This window comes from Mycobacterium sp., assembly GCF_039583805.1.
Classification (GTDB): Bacteria; Actinomycetota; Actinomycetes; order Mycobacteriales; family Mycobacteriaceae; genus Mycobacterium.
Window position 1 is genome coordinate 7699 of record NZ_JAVKSH010000004.1, and the last position, 11347, is coordinate 19045.

Consider the following 11347-nt stretch of genomic DNA (forward strand, 5'->3'; position numbering starts at 1 on the left):
CGGGCGCCACGCTGGCGTGACGCCCGGCGCGCAGGGTGCGGCGCGCGAGCGTGACCCTCAACCCGGAAGACGGCGGTTGATCAGCAGCGCGGCCAACGCCGCCAGCGCCAGCACCAGCGAGCCCAGTCGCAGCCACCCCACACTGGCGTCGCCCTTGATCGTCTCGTAGCCGATCTGCTGCTGCAGCGTCGCGTACACCTGTTTGAGCTCTTTCAAGTTCGAGGCACTGTAGTTGTTGCCGCCGGACAGTTCGGCGACCTTCTTCATCGTGGTGTCGTCGACCGGCACCGGCTGGCGCTGCCCGTTGATCTCGACGAAGCCGTACGGGGTGCCGAACGAGATCGTCGAGATCGGCACCCCCTGGTCTTTGGCGGTGCGCGCCGCGGTGAACGCGCCCTTGGGGTTGTCCGGGTTGGTCGGCACCGTCTCCTTCCCGTCGGAGAACAACACGATCCGCGCCGGCGGCGGGGTGTCACCGCCCCCGATCACCGCACCGACGGTGGCGATGGCCTGCAGCGCGGTGAAAATGCCCTCCCCGGTGGCAGTCCGGTCGGCGAACTGCAGCTTGCCCAGCGCCGCCTTGGTCGCCTCCCGGTTGGTCGTCGGCTGCACCAGCACCGTCGCCGTCCCCGCATAGGCGATCAGACCCAGGTTGATGCCGGGGGTCAGCTCGTCGGCGAACTCCTTGGCGGCCTCCTCGGCGGCCATCATCCGGTTGGGTTCGACGTCGGTGGCACGCATCGACTGCGAGACGTCGATCACCAGCATCACCACCGCCCGGTTGCGGGGAATCCGCACATCGTGCGTCGGCCCGGCCATCGCGATGGTGAACAGCACCAGGGAGACGATCAGCAGGATCGCCGACAGGTGACGCCAGCGGGTGGGCTGCTTGGGGGCGACGCTTTCCAGCAGCTCCATGTTGGCGAACCGCAGGACCCGCCGGTGCCGGGCGATCTGCTCGACGATGTAGAGCGCGACCAGACCGAGCACGACGAACAAGAACAGAAAGAACCAGGCGTGTTCGAAGCCGGTGAGAGTCATCGGCCCCAGCAGCGGTAACGTCACGACAGACCTGTCTTCGTCGCGGTGTACGGGCCGGGAAAAGTGCCTGTCATTGGCGTCCTGCCAGGGCACCGCGGCGGCGTGATTCGACGAAACGGACGATGTCGGCGATCCAGTCCCGGTCGGTGCGCAGCGACATCAGCGGCGCCCCACAGCCGCGGAGAGTGCGCGCCACCTCCGCACGGTGGGCGGCCGCCGCCCTGCCGAAGTCGTCGCGCAGCGCCGCGTCGATGGTGAACTCGCGGGTGACCCCGGATTCGGTGTCCTGCAGGATGACGTCGCCGACGTCGGGCAGCTCGACGTCGCGCGGGTCGAGCACCTCGATGCCCAGCACCTCGTGACGCGCCGCGATCGCCCGCAGCGGGCGCATCCAGTTGATCGGGCCCAGGAAGTCGCTGATGATCACGGCCATCCCGCGGCGGCGTTCCGGCCGGCGCAACGCGTCGATGGCCACCGCCAGGTCGCCGCGCACCCCCACCGGCGCCTTGGGCGAGGTGGCGATGGTCCGCAGCAGGGTGTGTTCGTGCTGGCGTCCGGAGCGGGCCGGCACCCGGGTGATCTGGGCGCCGTTGGCGATCAGCGCCCCGAGCCGGTTTCCGCCCCCGCTGTTGAGGAAGGTGATGGCCGCAGCTGCGGCCACCGCCAGGTCCCGCTTCTCGCAGACGGCGGTGCCGAAGTCCAGACTGGCCGACATGTCGACCACCAGCCAGGTCTCTAGTTCGCGGTCGGCGATCATCTGCCGGACGTGCGGGTGGGTGGTGCGCGCGGTGACCGCCCAGTCCATCCGGCGGACGTCGTCGCCGGGCACATACATCCGCGACTCCCCCGGCTCGGAGCCCGGCCCCGGGATCAGGCCCAGGTGGTCGCCGTGTAGCACGCCGTCGAGTTTGCGCTTGACGGTCAGCTCCAGCGTGCGCACCGCCGCGGCCAGCTTCGGGTCGTCGATCTGCCCGCGCTGCATCGACGGCGGATGCGGCGCCGCGGGTTTCGCCGCGGCGGAGTGTGCGTCGGTCACCGACCGGTGGCCGCAGCCGCGGCGGCCGGCATCACCGGCGGTACCGAGTGGCCTTGTTGCGGAACGGCGTTCACCTGCGGCAGAGCGACCGTCTGGAGAACCCGGTTGATCACGACATCCGGTGAGACGTCGTCGGCGAGCGCGTCATAGGTCAGCACCAACCGGTGGCGCAGCACGTCGGGAATGACGTCGACGACGTCCTGCGGTATCACGTAGTCGCGGCCCCGCACCAGCGCCAGCGAACGGGCGCTGGCGATGATGCCCAGCGACGCCCTCGGCGACGCGCCGAACGAGATCCAGCTCTTGACGTCGTTCATCCCGAGCCGCTCGGGCTCCCGGGTGGCGAAGACGACACGCACCACGTAGTCCAGCAGCGCGTGGTGGACGAAACTGTTGGCCGCAACGTCCTGCAACCGCAACAGATCGCCGGTCTCGAGGATCTGCTTGGGCACCGGCGGCTTGACGCCCATCCGGTAGATGATCTCGCGCTCCTCCTCCGGGGACGGGTAACCGACGTTGATCTTGAACAGGAACCGGTCGCGCTGCGCTTCGGGCAGCGGGTAGACGCCCTCGTGCTCGATCGGGTTCTGCGTGGCCATCACCAGGAACGGGTTGGGCAGGTCGAAGGTCTTGCCACCGATGGACACGTGACGTTCCTGCATGACCTCCAGCAGCGCCGACTGCACCTTGGCCGGCGCGCGGTTGATCTCGTCGGCAAGCAGGAAGTTGACCACCACCGGACCCAGCTCGGTGTCGAACTCCTCCTTGCCCTGCCGGTAGATGCGGGTACCGATGATATCGGTGGGCACCAGGTCGGGCGTGAACTGGATGCGGGCGAACGTGCCGCCGACCACCCGCGCGAACGTCTCCACCGCCAGCGTCTTGGCGACACCGGGGACACCCTCGAGCAGGACGTGTCCTTTGGACAGCAGGCCCACGAGCATCCGCTCCACCAGCTGGTCCTGGCCCACGATGATCCGCTTGACCTCGAAGATGGCGCGCTCGAGGGTGTGCACCTCGGCGGCCAGGCCGTTACCGCCGCCGGCCGGCGCGGCGTGCGCAGGCGTCGCCGGTGGCCCGCCCGGGCCGGAATAACCGCTGGCGCCCGCGGGCGGCCCGCCTGGTGATGTCATCGACAACCTCCACACCTTCTCAGTTCAGACACGACTGTTCGGTTCGGACACGACTGCTCGCACGACGAACGCCGCGGGGCAGCGGTGTGCCCTCGTCCAACTATTCCAGGCGCCCTGGGTTCCGTCGACGCAGCGGTGCCCGCCCGGCCCGGCGCTGTCGCGTCCCGGGCGGATCAGTACTCGATGATCCGGGTGACATACGGCGTCATCCCGGGGGTGCGGACCGGGCTGACGGTCACCTTACCGGCGATGCTGGACGCCTCCAGCATCTGGCCGTTGCCCAGGTAGAGCGTGACATGCTGGCTGCCGCCCGGGCCGTAGAAGATAAGGTCTCCGCGCTTGGCCTGCGACCGCGGAATGTGCCGGCCGGCGTTGTACTGGTCACCGGAGTACCGCGGGATCAGCACGCCGACACCGGCGAAGGCGTATCGCATCAATCCCGAGCAGTCGAATCCGACGGTGTCGGCGCCGGAGTCCACGCCGCGGCTGGGGCCGTTGGGCGTGCCGCCGCCCCAGGAATACGGCACCCCCATCTGTGAGCCGGCGCGACGGATCACGTATTCGGCGGCCTGGCGGCCGTAGACGCGCGGAATCCGGGTCGGCGCGACGGTCGGGGTGTCGTTCCCGCCGAGATTGATGCCCAGCCCGCCGAGGAACCTGCGGCCGAGATCGAGCGTGGACTGGGTCGCCTGCATGGTGGCGTGCAACGACGCAGTGGCGACGGCGACCGGGTCTCCCGGGGCGCCCGCGCTGGGCCCGACCGGCAACGACGGGTCCCACGGGCCGTCCTCGGCCGCGGCAGGGGTGGCCAGGCCGATCAGCAGCGCGGTAACCATCGCTGCCGGCCAGCCGAGCCGTCGACGAAAACCTGTGGTGCGCATAGGTCCTTTCCCGCGTCAGTACTCGATGTAACGGACCACGTAGGGCGTCATGCCGCTGGTGCGAACCGGCGACACCTTCACCGTCTGACCGACATCGGGCGCCTCCAGCATCTGGCCGTTGCCCAGGTAGAGCGTCACGTGCTGGCTGCCGCCCGGGCCGTAGAAGATGACGTCGCCGCGGCGCATCTGCGACGACGGGATCTTGCGGCCCAGGTTGTACTGCGAACCCGAGTAGTGCGGCAGCTTGATGCCGACTCCGGCGAACGAGTACAAGACCAGACCCGAGCAGTCGAACCCCACCGTGCCCGAGCCCGAGCCGATCCCGTGGCTCGGCCCGGCGGCGTTCCCGCCGCCCCAGGAGTACGGCACGCCCCTCTGTGACAGACCGCGACGGATGACGTACTCGGAGGCCTGCTGCCCGTATACCCGTGGGATCCGCCCGTTGGTGATGCCCGGATCAGGGGCGTTCGCCTTGATGAGGCCGAGCTGCTGCAGGAAGCTGCGGCCCATGTTGGCCGTGACCTGCGCCGACGTCGCCGAGATTCCCAGTAGGTGGTTGACGACCGCGACGGGGTCGCCGGGGATGTTGGCGCTGGGCACCGCCGGCAGCGTGGGATCCCATCCGCCGTCCCATCTGTGCGCCGTGACGAGCTTGGCCCGGACCACGTCGCGTTCGGAGCCCAGCCGGTCGATCTCCTGTTGCTGTTCGGCGAACTTCCGCTGGGCCTCGGTCAATGCCGACACCGCGTCATCCTGGCTGGACTGCGCGTCGGCGACGGCCTTGTCGGCCTTCTGTTTGGCCAGCCGCGCGGCCGACTCCCTGTTCACCTGCTCGGTGCGCGCCCGCAACAGGTTGTCCATGACCCGCTGCGAGCTGGCGGTCAGGACTCGGCTGGCGGCCGCGGTGGCGATGATGTCGTCGGGGCCCGCCGCGGTCAGGTAGACGCCCGACGGGCCGTTCATGTAGGTCGCCGCGGCGAACCCGTCGAACCGTCGCTGGGCTGCGGCGATCGCGGCGCTGGCCGCCGTGACCGCCTGCTGGCCGACCTCGACGTCGTGCTGGGCGGCTGCGGCGTTGTCCCGTGCGGTCTCCACCTCGACCAGCGCCTTGTTGACGCCTTCCTGCTCGGTTTGGATTGCCGCGCTGAGATCTTCCAAGCGCTGGTTGGACTTGGCGAGGTCGACGATCAACGCGGCCAGCGAGTCGGGGTCCGTCCCCGGGTCGGCGGACACCAGCCCCGGTGTGCACAGCAGCCCCGGTGTGGACAGCAGCACGGCCACGGCCAGGGCGGGCGCGCCGACGCGCCGGGGCGGCCGGGCCACCGCGGGCGACGACGAGCCACGGCAGTTTCGTCTCATTCGACTCACATCTCCTATGGCTGTCCTATGGCTGAACGCGGACGGCACCCGCCCCGGTCGTCACGGGAATTAACGTGTACAACAAATGCACCAATTGCACCGTATGTCACATCTAGCGCTCTGGGAACTTGTGTCACAAAATGCACGTCTATGCTTGAACCAACTGTGACCGAACGGTGACTTTGTGGGTTTGCCAGCGAGGCCGTCAGAACTGCTGCGGGCGCTCCCCGCCCATCACCTGCCGGTCAGCCCGCCAAAGCCGGTCAGGGCTGTTTACTCGGTGCCGCGCGCCGCGGTGTCGACGGCACTACCCGACGTTGCTGAACCTGCCGCCCGAGTTTGCAGCAACCGGGCGCCGACGGCGGCGGCGAACACCCCGATCAGCAGCACGATTGTGATCGCCGTCCACGGAAACTGGGGGGTGTCCAGTTCGCGGAGGAAATTCTGCGCCGAGACCACCGGGTCACCGGTCTTGGCGTGGTCCTCGCCGATCTCCAGCGTGGAGCGCGGGAAGTGGGTGCTGTAGCTCCCGACGAACGACGGGCTGAGCACCAGCACCGTGGCGTCAGGGTGATCGGAGCCCACCACGGTGGCCACGTCCCGCAGCGGCGGGTCGTTGGGAGGGTTGCGGTCGAGCACCACGACCTTGAGGTCGATCCCGTGGTCGCGGGCTTGATCGACGACGTTGAGCAGCCCGGGAATCACAGCCGGCGGCGCGCTCACGGCGTCGGCGTCGACCTGCTGCCGAACCACCGCCAGGCACTGGTCGGGCGGCGTAGCCGGATCGGCGCCGATGGTGCTGCAGATCTCGCCGGGGATGTACAGCGGAGCATTCGGGATGGTCACGGTCGGAAACGGTACCGCCCGCCGCCGGTGCGCGCCGACGCACTCGCGCGATCGGCTGACAGCCCACTCCCGACCGGGCGAGACTGGTGTCCGTGGCTGTGCCCGCTGATGCAGTGCGAGCGTACTGTTACCGTTGGCGCCCGGCCGCCGGCAGGTTGCCCGTCGGTGGGCAACCAGACCTACAGCCCTGGGAGTTGATGTGACAAGCAAGAATTCAGCGAATTCGTTCAATACCCGCAGCACCCTGAAGGTCGGCGGAGACGACTACCAGATCTACCGTCTGGACGCGGTACCGGGCACCGAGAAGCTCCCCTACAGCCTCAAGGTCCTCGCCGAGAACCTGCTGCGCAACGAAGACGGCAGCAACATCACCGCTGACCACATCGCGGCCATCGCCCACTGGGACCCGCAAGCCGAGCCCAGCGTCGAAATTCAGTACACGCCGGCACGCGTCATCATGCAGGACTTCACCGGGGTGCCGTGCATCGTCGACCTGGCCACCATGCGGGAAGCCGTGGCCGACCTCGGCGGCGACCCGGGCAAGGTCAATCCGCTGGCACCGGCCGACCTGGTGATCGACCACTCGGTGATCGCCGACCTGTTCGGCCGCGCCGACGCGTTCGAGCGCAACGTCGAGATCGAATACCACCGCAACGGCGAGCGTTATCAGTTCCTGCGCTGGGGGCAGGGCGCCTTCCAGGATTTCAAGGTCGTGCCGCCCGGCACCGGGATCGTGCATCAGGTCAACATCGAATACCTGGCCCACGTCGTGATGACACGCGCCGACTCGGGCGGGAAAATTACCGCTTATCCCGACACCTGCGTGGGCACCGACTCGCACACCACAATGGTCAACGGACTCGGTGTGCTCGGTTGGGGTGTCGGCGGTATCGAAGCCGAGGCGGCGATGCTCGGCCAGCCGGTGTCGATGCTCATCCCGCGGGTGGTCGGCTTCAAGCTGAGCGGGGAGATCCAGCCCGGCGTCACCGCCACCGACGTCGTGCTGACCGTCACCGAGATGCTGCGCAAACACGGCGTGGTGGGCAAGTTCGTCGAGTTCTACGGCGCGGGCGTGGCCCAGGTGCCGCTGGCCAACCGCGCCACCCTGGGCAACATGAGCCCCGAGTTCGGTTCCACCGCAGCGATTTTCCCGATCGACCAGGAGACCATCGACTACCTGCGGTTCACCGGGCGCGACGAGGAGCAGCTCGCGCTGGTGGAGGCCTACGCCAAACAGCAGAGCTTGTGGCACGACCCGGCCCAGGAGCCGAAGTTCTCCGAGTATCTGGAGCTGAACCTGTCCGACGTGGTGCCCTCGATCGCGGGGCCGAAACGCCCACAGGACCGGATCATGCTCTCGGACGCCAAATCGACGTTCCGCAAACAGATTCCCAACTTCGCCGGTGAAAATCCACAGCAGGTGCCCCACTCCAAGCTCGACGAGATCGTCGAGGAGACGTTCCCCGCGAGCGACCCGGGGCAGCTGTCTTTCGCCGACGAGAACGCTCACGTCCTGGTGTCGGCCGCCGCCAACGCCGACGGCTGCCCCAGCAACCCGGTGCCGGTGAAGTCCGCGGAACTCGGCGATTTCGTGCTCGACCACGGCGCGGTGGTGATCGCCGCGATCACGTCGTGCACCAACACCTCCAACCCCGAGGTGATGCTGGGCGCGGCGCTGTTGGCCCGCAACGCCGTCGACAAGGGCCTGACCACCAAGCCGTGGGTGAAGACGACGATGGCGCCGGGCTCGCAGGTCGTGCACGACTACTACGAAAAGGCCGGCCTGTGGCCATATTTGGAGAAGCTCGGCTTCTACCTGGTCGGCTACGGGTGCACCACCTGCATCGGCAACTCCGGCCCGCTGCCCGAGGACGTCTCGAAGGCCATCAACGACAACGACCTTGCCGCCGCCGCGGTGTTGTCCGGCAACCGCAACTTCGAGGGCCGCATCAACCCGGACGTGAAGATGAACTACCTGGCGTCGCCGCCGCTGGTCGTCGCCTACGCGCTGGCCGGCACGATGGACTTCGATTTCGACTCCGAGCCGCTGGGCCTCGACAAGGATGGCAACGACGTGTTCCTGCGCGACATCTGGCCGTCGCAACAGGACGTCTCCGACACCATCGCCTCGGCGATCAACTCCGAGATGTTCACCACCAACTACGCCGACGTGTTCAAGGGCGACGAGCGCTGGCGCAACCTGCCGACTCCCAGCGGCAACACCTTCGCGTGGAATCCGGATTCGACATACGTGCGCAAGCCTCCCTACTTCGACGGGATGTCCGCCGAGCCGGAGCCGGTCGGCGACATCACCGGGGCCCGAGTGCTGGCGCTGCTCGGCGATTCGGTGACCACCGACCACATCTCCCCCGCCGGCGCCATCAAACCCGGCACCCCGGCGGCGCAATACCTCGACGCTCACGGTGTGGCGCGCAAGGACTACAACTCCTACGGCTCGCGGCGCGGCAACCACGAGGTGATGATCCGCGGGACGTTCGCCAACATCCGGCTCCGCAATCAGCTGCTCGACGACGTCTCCGGTGGCTACACCCGCGACTTCACCCAGAGCACCCAGAATGGCGAAGCCCCACAGGCGTTCATCTACGACGCGGCGCAAAACTATGCGGCCCAGGGCATTCCGCTGCTAGTGCTGGGCGGCAAAGAGTACGGGTCCGGCTCGTCACGGGACTGGGCGGCCAAGGGCACCGTGCTGCTCGGAGTGCGCGCGGTGATCGCCGAGTCGTTCGAACGCATCCACCGCTCCAACCTGATCGGCATGGGGGTGATCCCGCTGCAGTTCCCCGCGGGCCAGTCGGCGGGCTCGCTGGGGCTCGACGGCACCGAGGTGTTCGACATCACCGGGATCACCGCGTTGAACGACGGCACGACGCCGAGCACCGTGCACGTCAAAGCCAGCAAGAACGGCGGCGCGGCGATCGAGTTCGACGCGGAGGTGCGCATCGACACGCCGGGCGAGGCCGACTACTACCGCAACGGCGGCATCTTGCAGTTCGTGCTGCGCAACATGCTGGCATCACACTAGCGGCGATCGCCCGCGGAGCAGACCGCGGCGTCTCGGTGGACGAGCACGCCCGCTCGCGGGGTGATTGACGGCGCGGACCTACCGGGTTCGGGTGCGGTGGTTGGGGCCACCGCGGCCGCGTATCGTCGCGCCCGACTCGCGCAGCAAGCTGTGAATCGACCCGTAGGACTTGCCGGTGGACGCGACCAGATTCCGAATGCTGGCCCCGCCCTCATAGGCGCTGCGCAACTCCAACCGCAACTGGTCGCGGGTCTTCGTCGATTTCCTCATCGCCACCTCTCCGGTTCCGCTGGGTCCCCGAAGCCCCCAGCGTAGGAATCGGGCGGCGCCGCCGGATCGCTTTGGGCGAAATCGTTTCAGGCCAATTCGATGAGATCCCGGTACTCGTCGGACCAGAAGTCCTCGGTGCCGTCGGGCAGCACGACCACCCGTTGTGGATCGAGAGCCGCGGCGGCGCCCGGATCGTGCGTCACCAACACCACCGCGCCGGTGTAGGAGCGCAGCGCGTCCAGCACCTGCTCGCGCGACGCGGGATCGAGGTTGTTGGTGGGCTCGTCGAGCAGCAAGACGTTCGCCGCGGACGCCACCAGCCCGGCCAGCGCCAGCCGGGTCTTCTCCCCGCCGGACAGCGTCCCGGCCGGCTGGTCGAGTTGCGGCCCGCTGAACATGAACGCTCCCAGCAGGCCGCGCAGATCCTGCTCGCCGGCGTCGGGTGCGGCGTGGCGGATGTTCTGCCACACCGTCGCCGCGTCGTCGAGAGTGTCGTGCTCCTGCGCGAAATACCCGATTTTCAGGCCGTGCCCGGGTTCGACCGTCCCGGCATCGGGTTCCTCGACCCCGGCCAGCAGCCGCAGCAACGTCGTCTTGCCGGCCCCGTTGAGTCCCAGCACCACGACCCGTGAACCGCGGTCGATCGCGAGGTCGACACCGGTGAACACCTCCAGCGAGCCGTACGTCTTGGTCAAACCGCGGGCCACCAGCGGGGTGCGCCCGCAGGCGGCGGGCGTCGGGAACTTGATCCGCGCGACCCTGTCGGCGACCCGCTCCTCGTCGAGAGCGGCCATCATCTTCTCGGCCCGCCGCACCATGTTCTGCGCCGCAACGGCTTTGGTGGCTTTGGCGCCCAGCTTGGCCGCCTGGGCTCGCAACGCGGCGGCCTTACGTTCGGCGTTGGCGCGCTCGCGGCGGCGACGCTGCTCGTCGGTCGCGCGGGCGTCAAGGTAGCGCTGCCAGCTCATGTTGTAGACGTCGACCTCGCCGCGCACCGCGTCGAGGAACCACACCTTGTTGACGACGTCGGCCAGCAGGTCGACGTTGTGGCTGATCACGACGAGCCCGCCAGTGTGCGCGCGTAGGAAATCCCGCAGCCAGCCCAGCGAGTCGGCGTCGAGGTGGTTGGTCGGCTCGTCGAGCAGCAGCGTGGTGGCCGAACCGGACGCGCCGGCGCCACCTTCGGCGGCGGCGAACAGGATGCGCGCCAGCTCGACCCGGCGCCGCTGACCGCCCGACAACGTGCGCAGCCGCTGGCTCAGGACCCGTTCCGGCAGCCCGAGACTGGTGCAGATCCGGCCGGCTTCGGCCTCGGCACCGTAGCCGCCCAGCGCCGCGAACCGTTCCTCGAGCTCCCCGTAGCGGCGTATCGCGCGGTCGCGGGCGGCGTCGTCGGCGACTTCGGCCATCAGCACCTGCTGCTTTTCCAGCCCGGCGAGCAGTGTGTCCAGACCGCGCGCCGAGAGCACCCGGTCGCGGGCCGGCACGTCGAGATCGCCCTCCCGGGGATCCTGCGGCAGGTAACCGATCTCACCGCTGCGGGCCACCGACCCGGCATACGGCTCGGCCTCACCGGCGAGGATGCGCAGCGTGGTGGTCTTGCCGGCGCCGTTGCGCCCGACCAGCCCGATCCGGTCGCCCGGCTGTATCCGCAGCGAGGACCCGTTGGCGCCTCCCCCGTTGGCGCCGATCAGCGTGCGTGCGCCGGCGCGGACCTCCAGGTCCGTTGCGGTGATCA

Annotated in this window: 9 protein-coding genes; 1 reads left to right on the plus strand and 8 read right to left on the minus strand. The window is 68.7% G+C overall.

Annotated features, from left to right (window positions below; genetic code table 11):
• Nucleotides 1-57: 57 nt before the first annotated feature.
• The 6 genes from ABDW21_RS00815 to ABDW21_RS00840 all read right to left on the minus strand — a co-directional run bounded on the left by ABDW21_RS00815 (nucleotide 58) and on the right by ABDW21_RS00840 (nucleotide 6257).
• The gene (locus ABDW21_RS00815) at nucleotides 58-1065 is read right to left on the minus strand and encodes a VWA domain-containing protein (protein WP_343600667.1); all 1008 of its coding nucleotides are present in this window, start codon (nucleotides 1063-1065) and stop codon (nucleotides 58-60) included.
• Nucleotides 1066-1111: 46 nt separating this feature from the next.
• The gene (locus tag ABDW21_RS00820) at nucleotides 1112-2023 is read right to left on the minus strand and encodes a DUF58 domain-containing protein (RefSeq protein ID WP_343600685.1); all 912 of its coding nucleotides are present in this window, start codon (nucleotides 2021-2023) and stop codon (nucleotides 1112-1114) included.
• A gap of 50 nt (nucleotides 2024-2073) precedes the next feature.
• Nucleotides 2074-3210: a MoxR family ATPase gene (locus tag ABDW21_RS00825; protein WP_343600668.1), complete on the minus strand. Its 1137-nt coding sequence runs from the start codon at nucleotides 3208-3210 to the stop codon at nucleotides 2074-2076.
• Nucleotides 3211-3383: 173 nt separating this feature from the next.
• Nucleotides 3384-4091, minus strand: coding sequence for an NlpC/P60 family peptidoglycan endopeptidase RipB (gene ripB, locus ABDW21_RS00830; protein WP_343600669.1), 708 nt, complete (start codon nucleotides 4089-4091; stop codon nucleotides 3384-3386).
• Nucleotides 4092-4106: 15 nt separating this feature from the next.
• Nucleotides 4107-5450: a C40 family peptidase gene (locus ABDW21_RS00835; RefSeq protein ID WP_343709945.1), complete on the minus strand. Its 1344-nt coding sequence runs from the start codon at nucleotides 5448-5450 to the stop codon at nucleotides 4107-4109.
• A gap of 273 nt (nucleotides 5451-5723) precedes the next feature.
• Nucleotides 5724-6257: a DUF6676 family protein gene (locus ABDW21_RS00840; RefSeq protein WP_343600686.1), complete on the minus strand. Its 534-nt coding sequence runs from the start codon at nucleotides 6255-6257 to the stop codon at nucleotides 5724-5726.
• 238 nt (nucleotides 6258-6495) lie between these two features.
• Here ABDW21_RS00840 and ABDW21_RS00845 point away from each other — a divergent pair, with 238 nt between their 5' ends.
• Nucleotides 6496-9339, plus strand: a complete 2844-nt coding sequence (locus ABDW21_RS00845) for an aconitate hydratase (protein ID WP_343709946.1) — start codon at nucleotides 6496-6498, stop codon at nucleotides 9337-9339.
• A gap of 78 nt (nucleotides 9340-9417) precedes the next feature.
• Here ABDW21_RS00845 and ABDW21_RS00850 read toward each other — a convergent pair whose 3' ends face one another.
• Together ABDW21_RS00850 and ABDW21_RS00855 are read right to left on the minus strand one after the other, a co-directional pair.
• Complete coding sequence (locus ABDW21_RS00850) at nucleotides 9418-9609, minus strand: helix-turn-helix domain-containing protein (RefSeq protein WP_343600672.1); 192 nt, start codon at nucleotides 9607-9609, stop codon at nucleotides 9418-9420.
• Nucleotides 9610-9695: 86 nt separating this feature from the next.
• On the minus strand, nucleotides 9696-11345 hold the full coding sequence (locus ABDW21_RS00855) for an ABC-F family ATP-binding cassette domain-containing protein (RefSeq protein WP_343709947.1): 1650 nt from the start codon (nucleotides 11343-11345) through the stop codon (nucleotides 9696-9698).
• Nucleotides 11346-11347: the final 2 nt, after the last annotated feature.

What these genes read in the sequence shown, in the direction of transcription:
- ABDW21_RS00835 (WP_343709945.1), bottom strand. Translation starts at nt 5,450, where the DNA reads ATGAGACGAAACTGCCGTGGCTCGTCGTCGCCCGCGGTGGCCCGGCCG.
- ABDW21_RS00850 (WP_343600672.1), bottom strand. Translation starts at nt 9,609, where the DNA reads ATGAGGAAATCGACGAAGACCCGCGACCAGTTGCGGTTGGAGTTGCGC.
- ABDW21_RS00820 (WP_343600685.1), bottom strand. Translation starts at nt 2,023, where the DNA reads ATGCAGCGCGGGCAGATCGACGACCCGAAGCTGGCCGCGGCGGTGCGC.
- ripB (WP_343600669.1), bottom strand. Translation starts at nt 4,091, where the DNA reads ATGCGCACCACAGGTTTTCGTCGACGGCTCGGCTGGCCGGCAGCGATG.
- ABDW21_RS00825 (WP_343600668.1), bottom strand. Translation starts at nt 3,210, where the DNA reads ATGACATCACCAGGCGGGCCGCCCGCGGGCGCCAGCGGTTATTCCGGC.